This is a genomic window from Mammaliicoccus sp. RAM2, from assembly GCF_045897195.1.
Lineage (GTDB): Bacteria > Bacillota > Bacilli > Staphylococcales > Staphylococcaceae > Mammaliicoccus > Mammaliicoccus sciuri.
Map to the genome: position 1 here is coordinate 98910 of NZ_JBJNWI010000006.1, position 15787 is coordinate 114696.

Annotated in this window: 19 protein-coding genes; 6 read left to right on the forward strand and 13 right to left on the reverse strand. The window is 32.1% G+C overall.

Going from position 1 to position 15787, the window contains the following annotated elements:
• Positions 1–15 precede the first annotated feature (15 nt).
• The 7 genes from ACJTHF_RS10205 to ACJTHF_RS10235 are packed head-to-tail and all read right to left on the reverse strand — an operon-like array spanning position 16 to position 7359.
• Positions 16–1527, reverse strand: coding sequence for a tagaturonate epimerase family protein (locus ACJTHF_RS10205; protein WP_407812616.1), 1512 nt, complete (start codon positions 1525–1527; stop codon positions 16–18).
• Positions 1528–1540: 13 nt separating this feature from the next.
• Positions 1541–2788 (reverse strand): MFS transporter, encoded by a 1248-nt coding sequence (locus ACJTHF_RS10210; protein ID WP_048541526.1) that lies wholly within the window; start codon positions 2786–2788, stop codon positions 1541–1543.
• 24 nt (positions 2789–2812) lie between these two features.
• A complete protein-coding gene (locus ACJTHF_RS10215) occupies positions 2813–3646 on the reverse strand; it encodes an SDR family oxidoreductase (RefSeq protein WP_058590821.1) in 834 nt (277 codons plus the stop codon).
• Positions 3639–4721, reverse strand: coding sequence for a mannonate dehydratase (uxuA, locus tag ACJTHF_RS10220; RefSeq protein WP_058590822.1), 1083 nt, complete (start codon positions 4719–4721; stop codon positions 3639–3641). The genes ACJTHF_RS10215 and uxuA overlap by 8 nt, the downstream gene beginning before the upstream one ends.
• Positions 4722–4733: 12 nt before the next feature.
• Positions 4734–5750: a zinc-binding alcohol dehydrogenase family protein gene (locus tag ACJTHF_RS10225; protein ID WP_217843913.1), complete on the reverse strand. Its 1017-nt coding sequence runs from the start codon at positions 5748–5750 to the stop codon at positions 4734–4736.
• Positions 5751–5766: 16 nt separating this feature from the next.
• Positions 5767–6711 (reverse strand): sugar kinase, encoded by a 945-nt coding sequence (locus ACJTHF_RS10230; RefSeq protein ID WP_058590824.1) that lies wholly within the window; start codon positions 6709–6711, stop codon positions 5767–5769.
• 15 nt (positions 6712–6726) lie between these two features.
• Positions 6727–7359, reverse strand: coding sequence for a bifunctional 2-keto-4-hydroxyglutarate aldolase/2-keto-3-deoxy-6-phosphogluconate aldolase (locus tag ACJTHF_RS10235; RefSeq protein WP_058590825.1), 633 nt, complete (start codon positions 7357–7359; stop codon positions 6727–6729).
• 156 nt (positions 7360–7515) lie between these two features.
• On the opposite strand from ACJTHF_RS10235, the gene ACJTHF_RS10240 reads away from it, so the two are divergent.
• Positions 7516–8268, forward strand: a complete 753-nt coding sequence (locus ACJTHF_RS10240) for an IclR family transcriptional regulator (RefSeq protein ID WP_058590826.1) — start codon at positions 7516–7518, stop codon at positions 8266–8268.
• Positions 8269–8586: 318 nt separating this feature from the next.
• Here the strand turns inward: ACJTHF_RS10240 and ACJTHF_RS10245 are convergent, their stop codons facing one another.
• Complete coding sequence (locus ACJTHF_RS10245; protein WP_232157339.1) at positions 8587–9438, reverse strand: LysR family transcriptional regulator; 852 nt, start codon at positions 9436–9438, stop codon at positions 8587–8589.
• 88 nt (positions 9439–9526) lie between these two features.
• Here ACJTHF_RS10245 and ACJTHF_RS10250 point away from each other — a divergent pair, with 88 nt between their 5' ends.
• The 3 genes from ACJTHF_RS10250 to ACJTHF_RS10260 all read left to right on the forward strand — a co-directional run bounded on the left by ACJTHF_RS10250 (position 9527) and on the right by ACJTHF_RS10260 (position 11897).
• Positions 9527–10513: a YeiH family protein gene (locus ACJTHF_RS10250; RefSeq protein WP_078355043.1), complete on the forward strand. Its 987-nt coding sequence runs from the start codon at positions 9527–9529 to the stop codon at positions 10511–10513.
• Between the two features lie 57 nt (positions 10514–10570).
• The gene (locus ACJTHF_RS10255; RefSeq protein ID WP_232157341.1) at positions 10571–11395 is read left to right on the forward strand and encodes a trypsin-like serine peptidase; all 825 of its coding nucleotides are present in this window, start codon (positions 10571–10573) and stop codon (positions 11393–11395) included.
• 85 nt (positions 11396–11480) lie between these two features.
• Positions 11481–11897 (forward strand): DUF2188 domain-containing protein, encoded by a 417-nt coding sequence (locus tag ACJTHF_RS10260; protein WP_058590828.1) that lies wholly within the window; start codon positions 11481–11483, stop codon positions 11895–11897.
• 163 nt (positions 11898–12060) lie between these two features.
• Here ACJTHF_RS10260 and ACJTHF_RS10265 read toward each other — a convergent pair whose 3' ends face one another.
• On the reverse strand, positions 12061–12471 hold the full coding sequence (locus ACJTHF_RS10265) for an Lrp/AsnC family transcriptional regulator (protein WP_049319501.1): 411 nt from the start codon (positions 12469–12471) through the stop codon (positions 12061–12063).
• Between the two features lie 110 nt (positions 12472–12581).
• On the opposite strand from ACJTHF_RS10265, the gene ACJTHF_RS10270 reads away from it, so the two are divergent.
• A complete protein-coding gene (locus tag ACJTHF_RS10270; protein WP_058590829.1) occupies positions 12582–12989 on the forward strand; it encodes a hypothetical protein in 408 nt (135 codons plus the stop codon).
• A 322-nt stretch (positions 12990–13311) separates the two neighbouring features.
• On the opposite strand, the gene ACJTHF_RS10275 is transcribed toward ACJTHF_RS10270, so the two are convergent.
• The 3 genes from ACJTHF_RS10275 to ACJTHF_RS10285 all read right to left on the reverse strand — a co-directional run bounded on the left by ACJTHF_RS10275 (position 13312) and on the right by ACJTHF_RS10285 (position 14773).
• Positions 13312–13689, reverse strand: coding sequence for a nuclear transport factor 2 family protein (locus ACJTHF_RS10275; RefSeq protein WP_058590830.1), 378 nt, complete (start codon positions 13687–13689; stop codon positions 13312–13314).
• Positions 13690–13756: 67 nt separating this feature from the next.
• Entirely contained in the window at positions 13757–14536 is a 780-nt protein-coding gene (locus ACJTHF_RS10280; protein ID WP_049319499.1) for a GH25 family lysozyme, read from the reverse strand.
• Between the two features lie 33 nt (positions 14537–14569).
• Entirely contained in the window at positions 14570–14773 is a 204-nt protein-coding gene (locus ACJTHF_RS10285) for a DUF6440 family protein (RefSeq protein ID WP_058590831.1), read from the reverse strand.
• 71 nt (positions 14774–14844) lie between these two features.
• On the opposite strand from ACJTHF_RS10285, the gene ACJTHF_RS10290 reads away from it, so the two are divergent.
• Positions 14845–15159, forward strand: coding sequence for a thioredoxin family protein (locus ACJTHF_RS10290; protein ID WP_058590832.1), 315 nt, complete (start codon positions 14845–14847; stop codon positions 15157–15159).
• A gap of 2 nt (positions 15160–15161) precedes the next feature.
• On the opposite strand, the gene isaB is transcribed toward ACJTHF_RS10290, so the two are convergent.
• Positions 15162–15713, reverse strand: a complete 552-nt coding sequence (gene isaB, locus ACJTHF_RS10295) for an immunodominant staphylococcal antigen IsaB family protein (RefSeq protein ID WP_058590833.1) — start codon at positions 15711–15713, stop codon at positions 15162–15164.
• Positions 15714–15787 lie beyond the last annotated feature (74 nt).

Consider the following 15787-nt stretch of genomic DNA (forward strand, 5'->3'; position numbering starts at 1 on the left):
CACTTTCTTTCATTTTTATTTTGAATTAAAGTTCAATAGTTCCAAATGTTTACCAATATGATTTTTAAGCAATTCAGCATATTCATCTTCATATTTTACTAAAACGGCATATATATCATCTTTAAAAATATAGTGACCATTATCATTTTTAACAGTCAGAAGTAACCCATATGAGACATGTAGGAGTTGTCTCGCATTATCATCTTCTAAATAAGATTGATATTGCGTTTCAGTTAATTGCTCAATTGGCTTTATATCTTCAATATTAGGCGTGATGTGATAATATTTTTGCGTTTCCGCAAAATGATCCAAAGCATATTGATGTATATTCCTATATAGATTCGGTTCATGTATGGCTATTAAGCGCACAGCTTCTAACCAGTTAGTACCTGCTGTTTTTATATGGAAACGTTTATGCGTCTTTTCACTTATTAAAGGAAATACAGAAAATTTATCACTACCTGAGTGAATGCTTAATTTATATTTAAAATAATCTGCAATATGAGCATGTACTTCAAGCTCTTGTTCAAACTGAGCAATATCACCAATATAATCTATACCTTTTTGAAATTCTCCACAAAACCTTGGTGCTAAACTCGTCACTTGCACGTCTTGATCATATAATTCCTTTGATACGAAAAGGTGATCAAAAGGTGTTGTAATAGTCATTGTTTCATCAATAGAAATTTCAAAATCAATATCTCTATCTAAAGGCTCGATGTAAGTTTTGTATATATAAACCATGTATTCGATTGCTTTATGATAAACGACAACAACTTTCATAAGTTCATGTTTATCAAACACCAAATCATTATGTTCGATTTGATAAGACTTACCTAAGTACTTATCTTCATAGTATTGCTTTATCTCTTGATTAAACGGTTGATAGGCAGCTTCTACTTCATCATGATTGTCTAAATCAACATCATTTCTAATGTAATCAGAACAATCTAAAGTTAACATCGAAATACCGAGCTCTAATTCATGTTTAATATCCCTTTCTTCTTTAAGATGATCACCATCTGCACCGTAACCATCTGTATAACCTGCTTGTATAACACTGTAAGCTGCTGAGTCGATAACATCTTCCATTTTTCGATTTGTTAAATCTAATTCTCGAATACTTTGTTGTGCAAAAACAGGTCTCATTTTAGAAGTTCGTACTGCTTCAACATGGCCAGGTGTCGCAAGACCTAATCTATCACCTAAACCTATCGTTGTTTCATTCTGACCAAATGCTCGCGGTTTTGTAAATTCAAAATATTGATTTAACACTAATCTATTTTCATGAGTTAATGGGCACAATTTAGCATCATTACCATATTCTTCACCATTAATATCTTGAAATAAATGATCATTACCAACTGCTAATAAATACTTTTCGTTTTCAGCTTTAATCATGATAATACTTGTATTCTTTTCTTTAAATAGAGATTTTTTATATACTTTTATGATTTCTGATTCTGGTAATTCATCTTTTTTCACAGAAGAAATAATTTGATGTAATCCTTCCATTATTTCACCCATCCTTTACTCGATTTTATACGCTTTCAGGTTTTACAATTGGTTTAACAAAGAATATAACGGCGATAGAAGCTATCACTGCTAATCCACCTGCAAGTAGAAAGGCAGCTGTGTATGTTCCTGTTGTTTGAATAATATAACCTGTAATAGTTGGACCAACAATACCAGCAGTATTTGCTAATAAATGCATAAAACCACCAACAGATCCAACATTATTACTATCTACAACATCCTGTACAATCGCCCAATAAATTGCGCCTGTTAAATATAAGAATAAAACAGATAAGGCAACTAACGTTACAGCACCCGCAGTTGTTGTGACTATTCCCGAAATACCGATACACACAGCTGAAAGGAATAAACAAACAACTAGGACAACTTTTCTAGAGAAAAGCACACCTTTTTGAACAGTATGTTTATAGACAAAGTCTGATACTATACCACTCATTGCTAATCCTAAAAACCCTAAAACCCATGGTATGACAGTAATTAAACTCATGTTTTCTATACTTAAGTTTCGAGCATCAACTAAATAACTTGGGAACCATGTTAAGAAGAAGAATAAAATATAGTTATAAGCAAAGAAAGCAAATGCTGTAAAGAGCACAGTTGGATTCTTTAAATAATATCCTAATTTAAATGTAGTAACTGGTGCTATATCTGCTTTTTCATCAATTTTAGTTTCTTCAATATAATCTGGTTTTTCTTTCGCAAAGAACCACCAAGATATAGCCCAAATTAAACCAATGACCATAATAGCTACGAAAGATACTCTCCAACCTAAATGTAAAGCGATATATCCAACTATCGGACCTGAAATAGCACCACCAAGAGGTGTACCACTGTTTGCTAGTCCTACAGCTGTTGCACGTTTTGAAGGTGGATACCAGTTATTGACCATCTTATTAATTGTTGCACTTAATGGACCTTCACCCATTCCAAACAATATTCGGACAATAAATAAACTTACAAATCCGACTACTAAAACGATCGCACCACTAAATAATGACCAAACAATCATTGCAACAAACAATGTGATTTTTGCACCAAATTTATCAGAAGCTACACCACCGACAAAGTTGAAAATTGCATAACCAATTGAAAAACTACTAAAAATAATACCCATTTGACCTGGTGTTAATTTTAAATCCTCTTGTATAAATGGTGCTGCTACTGAAAGTGCAGAACGATCTAAATAATTGATAACACCCGCTAAAAATAGAAATATTAAAATAATCTTGCCATTTCTACCTATTTTTCCCATGCTTCAATCCCCTTTATATGTTTATTAAACGCCTGAGTATGCCATAAACCCGCCATCAACTGGTACAGTAATGCCATTTACAAATGATGAATATTCTTTATCTAATAACCATAAAATCGTACCGATAAGTGCTTCTGGTTTTCCAAATTCTCCAAGTGGTGTTTGGCTTAATATTTTTTCTGAACGTGCCGTCAGACTTCCGTCTTCATTTAATAATAAGTCTCTATTTTGTTCTGTTAAGAAAAATCCTGGTGCTATCGCATTGACTCTAATATCTTCCTCTGCAAAATAAACTGCCAACCACTGCGTAAAATTATTAATGGCAGCTTTTGCTGCACTATATGCTGGGACTTTAGTCATTGGTGCATAACTGCTCATAGAAGAAAAATTAATAATACTGGCATGCTCTGACTTCAGTAATTCTTTACCGAATACTTTAGCAGCAACAAATGAACCAATAAAATTATTATTAAATACATGTTCAAATCCACTTTGTTCTAAATCGAAAAAGTTCTTTTTATCTTCAGCATTATATGATTCTGAATCTGTAATAGCGTCAGGGTTATTACCACCTGCACCATTAATTAAATAGTCAATTTTTCCAAATGCTTCTATAATTTCATCTTTAGCTTTTGTAAGCGATTCTTCATTTGTCACATCAACTGAATAGTTACGAGCCATACCACCTTCAGCTTCTATTTCTTTAACAACTTCTGCACCTTTATCATAAGTACGATTTAAAATGGCGATTTGCATGCCTTGTTTGCCTAATTCTTTCGCAATTTTTCTACAAAGAACTCCGCTGCCACCTGTAATTACAACAACTTTATCTTTTAAACTTTCATGTTTACTAAACATTTTTACCAGACTCCTTTTCAAGTTGATATGCATCCCATAATCCATTTAAGTACATAATACCTAATGCTCTATCATATAATCCGTATCCTGGACGGCATTCTTCGTTCCATAAATGTCTGCCATGATCTGGTCGAATATACCCTTTATAATCTGCATCTGATAAATGTTTCATAATTTGTGAAATATCAATATTACCGTCTTCTGTAAAATGAGAAGTTTCAACAAAACTGCCATTTTCATAGATATGAACATTTCTAATATGCATAAATGGTGCATGCTCATGATATTTCAAAGCAATTTCTGCCATATCATTATCTTTACTAGCACCCATAGAACCTGTACATAACGTAATCGCATTATTTGGGCTATTATTGATTTCAAACATTCTCTCGTAACTATCTGCGCCAGTTATAATTCTTGGTAAGTTAAAAATAGAATACGGTGGATCATCTGGGTGAATTGCCATTTTAATCCCACAACGTTCTGCAGTTGGAATGATTGCATTTATAAAGTAAGCAAAGTTATCCCATAATTTTTCTTCATCTATATTTTTATATGCTTCAAATAGTTCTGAAATTTGATCTAATTTTTCTGGTTCCCAACCTGGCATTGTTAGATTTTTACTCGCATTTGAAACAGTTTCTATTAATTCTTTCGGATCTAAATTTTTCACTTTTTCATAATCAAAATAAAGTGCTGTAGAACCATCTTCTAATGGATGGAACATATCTGTTCTAGTCCAATCAAATATTGGCATGAAGTTATAACAAATAACTTCCACACCATATTCAGCTAAATTCTCAATTGTTTGTTTATAGTTTTCAATTAATTCATCACGTTCACTATTACCTAATTTAATTGATTCATGAACATTTACACTTTCAACAACTTTTGCATTAAATCCATGTGATTCAATATATTCAACTTCATCTTTAATTTCTTCTTTTTCCCAAATAGCACCAACTGGCTTTTCATGAAGTGCCCATACAATCCCAGTTGTATTAGGTATTTGTTTAATATCTTCTAATGTAATTGTGTCATTGTTTCTTCCGTACCAACGAAATGTCATTTCCATTTTATCCATCTCCTAATTGAAATTAATAATAGCCTTCTTAACTTGTTCTGGATGTTCATCTATATATTGAAACGCTTCTTTTGCTTCATTTAAATCAAATTGATGTGTAACTAAATCAAAATCATCAAATTTACCTTTTTCAATATTCTCTATTACCTCTGCAAATTTATAAGTTTGTAATCTTGAACCAACGATTGTCAGTTCATTTTTTGTAATAGGCATTTGTGAAATATTAGCTGGTCTTTCATCAAATCCTAATACGACCACTCTTCCTGCTGCAGATGTTACTTGAACACTTGTTTCAAATGTTTGAGGCATACAAACTGCATCTATCGACACATTGACGCCTTCTCCATTCGTGATGGATCTAACTTCTTCAAGTAAATCTTTCTCAGCCACATTAATAGTAATATCTGCACCTTGTTGTTTTGCATAATCCAATCTTGATTGATCTAAATCTGAAATGATTACTTTCACATCTTTCAACTTAGCGTATCGTAATATGCATAATCCAATAGGACCTGCACCCTGTATAAGTAGAGTATCTCCATCTTGAAGATTCCCTCTACTAGTTGCTTGAGCACCAATTGTAAGTGGTTCAATCAGAACACTCATTTCAAAAGGAATATCTAAATTGACTTTATGAAGTTGCTTCTCATTAATTGCGAAGTACTCTCTCATACCACCATCTTCATGAACACCAAAGACGACTAAATTCTCACATACATTTGGTCTGTCTTGCTTACATGCATAACATTCTCCACAAGGTCTAATAGGTTCAACGACAACGTGATCGCCTACTTGTAATTCAGACTCTCCATAAACCTCGTCTACAACGCCTACTACTTCATGTCCAACCACTCTAGGAATAGTTGCTAATGGGTTAGTTCCATGTAAAATATGTCTATCTGAACCGCATATGCCAACCTTTTTAGTTTTTACTAAAATATTTTGTTCTTCGTTTATCTTAGGTTTATCTAAAGTTTCTACAACAAGTTCATTTTTTCCGATTACTCTAGCTGCTTTCATGTATACACACTCTTTTCTATCTATTTATAAGTTCTTTACCACTCAAGAAACTTTCTACTTGTTCTAAATATGGCAATCCTTCGTTATCGCCTATTACTTCTGTAACCATTCCACCAACTGCATTTGCGAATCTTACGCGTTCTTTTGCTGTATATCCTTTACTTAAAGCGAACAAGTATCCACTTGAAAAGCCATCTCCAGCGCCTACTGTATCGATTGGACTTACTGGAAAGACTTCTGTTTCAAATTGTTCTTCATTGCTTACATATTGTGTTGGTAAATGTCCACGTTTGATAATAATTTCTTGTAAGTCTTGTTCTTTTAATAAATCTTCAATATTTTCAAATGGTGTCGCTATTTTAAGAATTTCTAGTTCTTCATCGCTTGTTAACAGAATATCTGTATAAGGTAATAATGCGCCTAGACTTTCACTTGCTGTCTCTTTAGTCCAAGTTTTTAGTCTAATATTAGGATCTAAAGTTACAGTTGTATTTGCTTTTTGCGCTTTTTTCATCATCGCTTGAATCAGTTCAATTTTATGATGTAATAATGCGACAAACACACCACTGACGTGGAAATAATCAATATCATCAAAGTTAATATTTGCGACATCTTCTTCTGTTAAGTCTTTAATGGGTGCATTGTCTCGATAATAAAATGAAGCACCGCTTCCATCTGCATTTATTTGTTTAAAATAAACAGACGTATTTTTTCCTGATACTTGTTCGATATGATCTGTATCAATACCTTCTCCACGTAAATTATTGATAATATGTTGACCAAATTCATCTTTACCAACTTTTGAATAAAAAGTTGTTTCTAACCCTAATCTACTCGCACCAATTGCTACATTTAATTCCGCGCCTCCAATTGTTCTTTGGAATGTATGATTAAATTTCAAAGGTCCTTTATTACTAGGATTCATGGCTATCATGGAATCACCAATTGTGAAAAGCCTCATTTCTACCACTCACTTTCATCGATTTCTAACAGCTTCTACATACTTTTGAGCTTTTTCTGAAATAACTTCAAAATTATTTCCTGTAAATTCTTTCGTTAAGTCGCCACCAATACCTACAGCGAATGAACCTTTTTCAATCCAATCTGATATGTTATCTAAATTCACGCCTCCAGAAGGCATGAGTTCAACATTGGGTACTGGACCTTTTATATCTTTAATAAATCCAGCGCCTAATTGTCCTCCTGGGAACAGTTTGATTAAATCCGAACCATAGCGTAATGCTTCTATAATTTCTGTTGCACTACTACAACCTGGTAAATATGGAATGGAATATATATTACATAATTTAGATATATTGGTGTCTAAATGTGGACTTACAATATATTGAGCCCCTTTATTAATCGCAATTTGTGCTGTAGCAGCATCTAACACTGTACCTGCACCAAGTACGATATCATCACCATATTGTTTATGTACTTGATTAATCACTTCTTCAGCATTCGGTACAGTAAACGTAATTTCTATATTTTTAAATCCACCTTTAATGATTTCATCAACAATTTTCTTTGTTTCATCCTCATCATTTCCTCTAACAACTGCAACGAGGTAATTTTCATGTAACTGGTTTAAAATTTTGTATTTTTTCAAAATAGCCCTCCGTTCCACATTATGATACAATGTATTGTATAGTAATATTTAGTATTATTATAACGTTTGTGAAAACGTTGTCAATTATTTTTCTCATCTATGTTACTTAATTCATAGATTAATTTATGCTATATTTTTATCAAAGAGGTGATGATTATGGCTTCTAACGTTCAATCCATTGACCGCGCATTAAGCATTTTAGAAATCATATCCGAAAAAGAACAAATATCATTAAAAGACTTAGTAGATGAAATTCAATTATCTAAAGCAACTGTACATAGACTTGTTAATTCATTGATTAGCAACGGCTATGTACAACAAAACGCATTGACCAATCAATATGAAATAACTTTTAAAATGTTCCAACTTGGGAATAAACGTGTACAAAATATTGATTTTTTAAATGTAGCTAAAAGTATGATTAGTCAGCTCATGACAACAGTTGGGGAAACATGTCATTTAGTAGTGGAAGACAATAACGAAGTGGTATATATAGATAAATTTATACCAAGCAATAACAATCGATCGATGGCATCTAAAATCGGGAAACGAGCACCTATGTATTGCACAGCAGTAGGTAAATCTATACTTTCGACGTATGAGAATGAAAGAATCCAAGAAATATGGAATCAATCGAATATTGTTAAACTAACCGAAAATACAATCACAGACTATGATCAATTCATCGATGAAATAGCAGTCATCCGAGAACAAGGTTATTCCGTTGATAACGAAGAAAATGAAAAAGGCATATATTGCGTAAGTACTTACTTCGTAAACTATCGAAACGAAGTCCAAGGCGCTATCAGCCTATCATTCCCTACAACAGAATTAGATAAGAAAGAGTTCTTTGTAGAAGAATTAAAAACATGTGCTAACAAAATTTCTAGATTACTTGGGTATCATTAAGAGATTGGGCCATAATATAGGGGGGCGCACGATATCTCTTAGTCTTCGTGCGTTACACCCTGATTTTGCACCTTAGCGCACGATATCTTTCAGTCTTCGTGCGTTACACCCTGATTTTGCACCTTAGCGCACGATATCTTTCAGTCTTCGTGCGTTACACCCTGATTTTGCACCTTAGCGCACGATATCTTTCAGTCTTCGTGCGTTATGGTTTTACGTTAAGCTAGTATCCAAATTTGGATGTATTAAAATACTCAAAACAAAAACAAGCCTATCACTTTAAAACTGACTTAATCAATTAAGTGATAGGCTTATTTATTATCTAAACTCATAATTCTTAATTTCATTTACAATCGTATTATATTTATTTGTCTTGTATCTTGATTTGTTAGACACTACAAAGAAATTCCGATTTAAATCTAGGTCGTTTGTGACGATATAATCTTCATCAAATGATTTTATAGAGAAATTGGATAATATCGTATAGCCCATATTTTGTTTAACGAGTTCTAAAATTAATTGGTTATCATTAATGACTACTTTACGAGATGTTAAATTCAATTGCTGTAATAGCATATCTTGATAATATCTTATTCCTGATCCTGTTTCTCTAACGTAACATCTTAATTGATTTAAATTTTGGTTTGTTTGTTTATTTTTCACGAGTAATAATTTATCTCTTGTTAGGACTTCACTATTGATTTTGTCGTCCAGTACTGGCTTTTCGATAATGCCTAGATCAAGTGAGTAATCTTTCAACTTACTTAATATATCAGCTGAGTTATAGACATATATATGAATATTCAGTTTAGGATATTTCGTTTGTAGATAGATTGTTAAGTCTAATAACATCGATTGGCCGAATGTGTGACTCGTCCCTATGACAAACTTCCCTTTCACATCTTCTTTATGCTGATTAATTTTTGTTTGCAGTTGCTCATCTAATATAGCTAATTGGCATGCGTAGTTATATAACTCTCTTCCTTCTTCTGTTAAGATAATATGCTTTCTCGTATTTTCAAAAATTTTGATTTGATATTTCTCTTCTAGTGTCTTGATATCTCTACTTATGGATGGCTGTGATTTATATAACTTTTCTGCAGCATTCGTAAACCCTTCTTCTTCTACAATAACTTTTAAGATTTGTAATTTATCTTCCAGTTCAACCACCTCATATCATTTTTGTTATATTATATATTTGAAAATAGCATTTCACAAATATTCACCTTGCGATTAAACTTACGTTGAGGTGAGTATTATGTGGGAAAAATTTAATAAACGTTTTTTACTCGGTATTGGATTTACTTTTTTAGTTGCTATTGTCAGTATACTTTTATCGTATTTACCGGTATTTAACAAAGTCGGGGCGCTCGCAATTGCGATTATTACAGCTATTTTATATAGACATTTCAGGGGATACCCTACGCAAATCGAATCGGGAATTGCATTTTCATCAAAAAAATTATTAAGATTTGCGATTATTCTATACGGGCTTAAGTTAAATTTGTGGACAATTATTAACCAAGGTAGCACATTGTTATTACTAGATGTTGGTGTCGTCGCTTTTGCGATATTGTTTATTTTATTTTTAAATAAAATCATTAAAGGAGATAACAATTTAGTCCTATTATTAGGTGTTGGAACTGGCGTTTGTGGTGCAGCTGCGATTGCCGCGATATCACCTATACTTAAATCTAAAGACAGTGATGTTGGAATTAGTGTAGGTTTAGTCGCCATAATGGGTACAATATTCTCTTTAGCTTACACATTATTATTCGCTATTTTTCCAATGAATGCAGAATTTTATGGAATCTGGTCAGGTGCAAGCTTACATGAAATTGCGCACGTTATTTTAGCAGCAGATGCTGGTGGCCAGTCATCACTAGGAATAGGCCTATTAACTAAGCTGGGCAGGGTATTTCTATTAATACCATTAAGCATTATTTTCTTAATTATCGTTAATAGAAAGAGATCACATAAAGTTTCACAAAAAATAGACTTTCCGTACTTTTTAATTGGATTTTTAATCATGAGCGCCGTGAATACCTTCATTCCTATTCCTGAAACAGTATTGAATGTAATCAGTACATTTACAACACTTATATTAATTATGGCAATGGTCGGTATCGGTTTAAATGTATCTTTCAGTGACTTAAAAACAAAAGCATTCAAACCAATGATTGCAATGCTTTTAACGTCAGTCGTGTTGTCAGTAATCACGTTTATTGTTGTTGGATTTTTATAATTGAAATATAAGGGTATAACATAGTTATGATTCAATTTTGAGAAAGATTGTGATTAAATGCTGTTATACCTTAAATTATATTTAGTACTCATAATTTCGACGTTCAATTATTTATTTATACCACCTGATGTTCCTGCGACTTATAAAGATACATTTACAAAAGCAACGCATCATGATTATCAAGAAGCTTTTAAATTAGGTTCACAAATTCCAAATGATCACCTTAAAATTAAACCATTTCATTCAAAAGATAAACGTATCAGTCAAGCAGTTGGTAAAGTCACATCTGATGAAACTGGCAAGTCAGGAAATGGCGCGACAGGATTTGTCATCGATGATCATACAGTTATCACAACTTCACATGTCGTAAGTGATGATGACGGAAACAAAGAAAAGAAACAATTTTATTTCTTTCCAGCTAAATCTAACCAATACACACCGATGAAATTCAAGATTAATCAATTTTATAAATCAAATGAAAGAGACGTCGCAGTGCTCATTACTGAAAAATCATTAACACCTAAAATTAAACCTTTAACTATAGCATCCGAACGTGAAATTCATCATTTGAAACCTAAATCAACACTATCTATGACAGGCTATCCAAATGAAGAACCATTTGATGGTCAATATATGTACCAATCAGAAGGATTCTATCTCAAACCAACTCATGAACATATCGAATATATCGGACACATGCATCGAACAATAGGATTTTCAGGATCTCCAGTATTTAATCATGATAACCATGTCATCGGTATACATGCACATGGCATTCGTCCTGATATGAGATTAAAAAATCAAAATACCCGTGATATTTACACAGGAGGTCCACTTATAACAGGTGAAACACGAAACTTTATTAATAAATACCGTAAATAATTTATACACTGCACAATTGTACCCGTTTGATAAATCAAAATAGTGGTATTCAATAAGTGTGTATATTATGAAAGGATGATGAAACATGCCATGGAATATGGACGAATATCCTCAAACTTGGAAAAACTTTGATCAACTTGAAAGAAAGAAAGCTATTGATATTGGCAACGCAATGTTAACCAACGGGTACAAAGAAGAAGATGCCATTCCAATTGCAACGAAACAAGCAGAAGACTGGTACAAGAACGCTACTAAAGAAGAATTAAATGAATTGAAAGATAAGAAAATTACACAACATAAACAAGACAGTTCTGCCAATCCTCAGTTAAACGATAAAGATATACATGTCTATTATGAAGACAATCAATGGAAGTTAAAAACTGATGGTGCTAAACAAGCTAGCGAAACCTTTGATAAGAAAGAAGATGCTATGAAGCGCGCTCGAAACATCGCTAGCAATCGTGACACAGAGATTATTGAACATAAGAAAAATGAATCGTAATGACAGAAGGCATAATCAGAAATGTATCCATAATGGAAAAAGAACAGTTCCCAAAATAATTTTAGGAACTGTTCTAATTATTTCGATAAATAATACTAAATAACTATTAATTAATAATCGTAAAGTGAGGTATATTTATTATGATTTCTGTAACCCTCTCTTTTTATATTGTTCTTGAAAATATAAATTGTGTCTTAGTATGCCCATAATATTGTGATTTATCAATAAATTCTTCAACTGCTTCCATGGTTTCAAAATGCATTTTAAAAACAAAGCAGCTGTCTCCTGAAATTCTATAGCAGAATTCAACATTATCCAGATTTTTTATGAAAGTTTTAAAATCTGCGTAAAGATTATTCTTTATAGTAATATTAATAATTACGTCTATTCCAAAGCCAAGCGAGTTATAATTAATATCTATTGTATATTTTTCTATTATATTCAAATCTTTCATTTTATTAATTCTTTCTCGTACAGATGGTATAGATAAATTAACCATTCTACTTATGTCACTTAAAGAAGTTTTGCTATTTTCTTCAAGTATGTTTAATATTTTTCTATCTGTTAGGTCCATTCTCACTATCTCCTTAAAAATTATTGATATATACATATTATACCTTAAATACCGCATATATTTTATCGCTTTATTATATTAAAATTCATTACATGGAAAGGAGAAGTTATATGACTATAATTCAAGCCTCAGCATATGGAAAAACTTCATTTCAAAAATTACTTGGTTACAATAATAGAGTATTGACTAATTGGAGTAAACTAGGTGAATCGCTAGAAGAAACACATTTTTTAAATCGAGAATTGAAAGAAGAAATACGTAGAATGTTAGCACAAAAAAATGGTTGTTTATATTGCAAAGCAAAGGGCAAACCAAGTAACAATTTGAACGATAGTAAATCAGTAGTCTGTATTGGTTTTACTGAAGTTTATATGAAATTAGGAACAAATATTCCAAACTATGCTATAAAAATACTAAAAGAAGAATTATCAGATGCGGAAATAAGTGAGTTAATTTCATTTATAACATTTACTACATGCCAACAGAGTTTTGGAGCTATTATGCAGTTACAACCATAATAGAAAATATAATGAACAATATAGCTTAAGGGAATTTATATTTTAATATTCAGTGGTAGAGTTATTTTAAAGATGATTAATTAAATGATCCGAAAATAATCTATTATTGCATAAAGCGTTATTTTTTAACGATTTTGTAAGTGCTGACGCCTGAGGGGATAGTATGCGTGAGAGACTACAGGCTCGAACCATACCCTAGGCAAGCATGCACGAACAAAATCGCAGATTAAAACCCATTTCACAACCATCGTCAATAATGGCCCTGTCCCATTAATGGAAAAAGAACAGTTCCCAAAATAATTTTAGGAACTGTTCTAATTTTTTATGATTGATTTGAAAACAATTGATCATCTTTAGGTTGGTTTTCTAAGTAGGTAATTTTACCGTTCTCATCTAATCTTGCGATATCTTTGCCTTCTTGTGTATAAACACCTGTTTCATATCGGTTACCACAAATTGCCCAATCTGTTTCATAGCTACCATCTTCGTTTTGTGTCCAACCGTTATGCATATGTTTTAAATCTTTATTTGTTGTATAAACACTTTTAACAAACTGCTTCCAAGCTTCTTTACCTTTAAAAGTCTTCTTATTTAATACAAATTCTATATCATCATGAAATAGTTCATTTAATTTATGAAAACTTTCTTCACTGTATCTTGCTTCATCAAATAAGATAAAGTATTCATCTAATATGCTCATTATATTCACCTTCTTTTCTTCAAGTGATTATACCGTTCACTTTACAAAAGAGATATCATAATGCTCATTAATTTATAAACCAGCTTGTTTGCACATTTGGTCCTAGTACATTGGCATCGACATTTTGATCAAGTTCTGATGAATAGTAACTATCTGTATATTGCCATAATACATGTTCTCTTTCAGGTTGTGTTTCTTGATATGAAGCTAACCAATAACCATCATAAGAGCCGACAGCATTCGCTGTATGATTAACCATAAAGTCTTCATAAGAGTATAGTAATACTTTCTTATCACCTGAATACTTCCTCATTTCATTCAACCAAGCGAGTGTACTTGCATTTGTATCTCCTGAAGCAACTGATTCTTCCTCATAATCATTGATATAAAAACTTGCATTAGGTGCTCTATTATATAGCGATTTCGCTTCTGTTCTTGCTTCACTTGCATTTTCATACATACTATATGTATAAACACCATACTTCATATTATTGGCAGAAAGTAATTTTGAATTTGTATCAAATGCTGCATCTTTATAGTCTGAACCATATTGTGCTCTTAAAATAATAAAATCATAATTGGCTTTAAGCTTTTTAACTTGTGCTGATGTTAATTCTCCTTGCCATTCTGATAAATCAAGTATTGAATCATCTTTAGCTACTGTCGAAGATTCCTCTATTTCTTGTTTGTTTCTAAAAGTATTTTGATTTTCATTTTCTATGTATTTCTTATAACCATGACCCATCGTACCCTCTTCTTGGGCCGCTTCTACTTTTTCAGATGATACATTAATGATAAGCATCATCGTCACGACTGTTATCATCATTTTTAGAAATCTTCTAGACATTTAAATACTCCTTTGTCATTTATGCATATTTTATTAAACTTTATCTATTACAGGTTTTCCACTCTCGTCTAACAATGGTGTTAAACCACTGCCTGTACCTACCCAAGCATTGATATAATTAACACCTGTTTCACGATCAACAAGAATCGAAATGCGACCTAATCCTTTAACATTATCTACCGATTTAACAAAAAATCGATTATTATCTTTTGAATCATTATCTTTGTTACCAAACATATTTTTTCCTCCTTTTCTAATATAATGGTATAATATTTGCCATTATAATTAAATGATAGGAGCTAAATTTCATGAAAATCATCACAACTTTTGATGAATTAAATAAACAGATTGATGCACATACATTCACACTAATCTACGTATCTAGCGAGAATTGTTCGGTATGTAAAGCGGATCATCCAATCGTACAAAAAATGGTGGAAGACTATGACATTCCAGCATACGAAATTGTTGCTAACCAAATGCCAGAAGCTGTCGGACAATTAAATTTATTCACTTCACCTGTCGTATTACTTTATTACAACCAAAAAGAAGTTCACCGACAAGCCCGTATAATAGACTTTGATGAACTTCAATATCGTATAGAACAATTTAATAATCTATAGCATTATTCAACAATCGTATAGAAATCAATTCTCGTTACAGTACCTGTTTCGTTAGAAGTAAAGGCAATTTTATAACCATTTAAACTCCAAGAATATTGACCTTCAACACTTCTCGGACTACCTGATTTACTGAAATCTGTACCGTAAGAATCAACAACATCATCTATCGATAAATTAAATTGATTTGCATTTGTTGGTTGTGCATTAGCATCTAAACCGTAGTTACTATATACATTTAAATTTTGATCATATAAATTTATATTTTTAGCCTCATCTTGATGTTCTTTAGCATAATCTTCATGTGCAGGTGTTTCATATCCATTTAACGTGAAATTACCTGACTCAAATCCTTTTTTGAATGTATCCGTTATGAAAAATCCAGGATCATAACTCACATATCCATTGTAATAAGAAGTATAAGGTTGAGAAGCTTGGCTATCCATATTACTGTTGCTCGCCGCATCAACGGAATGACCGTTACCCGCTGCGCCTACCGTAAATACTGTCGCTACTGCTAAACCGGTTGAAACAAAAACTTTTAAAAATTTGTTCATTCGATTACTCTCCCTTTATATAGATTATGTATCATAAGATGATACACCTTCATCCTACACTTTTAAAATTCAAT

Excerpts from the sequence above, each read along its gene's own strand:
- ACJTHF_RS10250 (WP_078355043.1), top strand. The coding sequence starts at position 9,527 with ATGTGGGAAAAATTTAATAAACGTTTTTTACTCGGTATTGGATTTACT.
- ACJTHF_RS10270 (WP_058590829.1), top strand. The coding sequence starts at position 12,582 with ATGACTATAATTCAAGCCTCAGCATATGGAAAAACTTCATTTCAAAAA.
- ACJTHF_RS10230 (WP_058590824.1), bottom strand. The coding sequence starts at position 6,711 with ATGAGGCTTTTCACAATTGGTGATTCCATGATAGCCATGAATCCTAGT.
- ACJTHF_RS10290 (WP_058590832.1), top strand. The coding sequence starts at position 14,845 with ATGAAAATCATCACAACTTTTGATGAATTAAATAAACAGATTGATGCA.
- ACJTHF_RS10285 (WP_058590831.1), bottom strand. The coding sequence starts at position 14,773 with ATGTTTGGTAACAAAGATAATGATTCAAAAGATAATAATCGATTTTTT.
- ACJTHF_RS10215 (WP_058590821.1), bottom strand. The coding sequence starts at position 3,646 with ATGTTTAGTAAACATGAAAGTTTAAAAGATAAAGTTGTTGTAATTACA.
- ACJTHF_RS10260 (WP_058590828.1), top strand. The coding sequence starts at position 11,481 with ATGCCATGGAATATGGACGAATATCCTCAAACTTGGAAAAACTTTGAT.
- ACJTHF_RS10205 (WP_407812616.1), bottom strand. The coding sequence starts at position 1,527 with ATGGGTGAAATAATGGAAGGATTACATCAAATTATTTCTTCTGTGAAA.
- uxuA (WP_058590822.1), bottom strand. The coding sequence starts at position 4,721 with ATGGAAATGACATTTCGTTGGTACGGAAGAAACAATGACACAATTACA.
- isaB (WP_058590833.1), bottom strand. The coding sequence starts at position 15,713 with ATGAACAAATTTTTAAAAGTTTTTGTTTCAACCGGTTTAGCAGTAGCG.
- ACJTHF_RS10210 (WP_048541526.1), bottom strand. The coding sequence starts at position 2,788 with ATGGGAAAAATAGGTAGAAATGGCAAGATTATTTTAATATTTCTATTT.
- ACJTHF_RS10240 (WP_058590826.1), top strand. The coding sequence starts at position 7,516 with ATGGCTTCTAACGTTCAATCCATTGACCGCGCATTAAGCATTTTAGAA.
- ACJTHF_RS10280 (WP_049319499.1), bottom strand. The coding sequence starts at position 14,536 with ATGTCTAGAAGATTTCTAAAAATGATGATAACAGTCGTGACGATGATG.
- ACJTHF_RS10225 (WP_217843913.1), bottom strand. The coding sequence starts at position 5,750 with ATGAAAGCAGCTAGAGTAATCGGAAAAAATGAACTTGTTGTAGAAACT.
- ACJTHF_RS10255 (WP_232157341.1), top strand. The coding sequence starts at position 10,571 with ATGCTGTTATACCTTAAATTATATTTAGTACTCATAATTTCGACGTTC.
- ACJTHF_RS10275 (WP_058590830.1), bottom strand. The coding sequence starts at position 13,689 with ATGAGCATATTAGATGAATACTTTATCTTATTTGATGAAGCAAGATAC.
- ACJTHF_RS10265 (WP_049319501.1), bottom strand. The coding sequence starts at position 12,471 with ATGGACCTAACAGATAGAAAAATATTAAACATACTTGAAGAAAATAGC.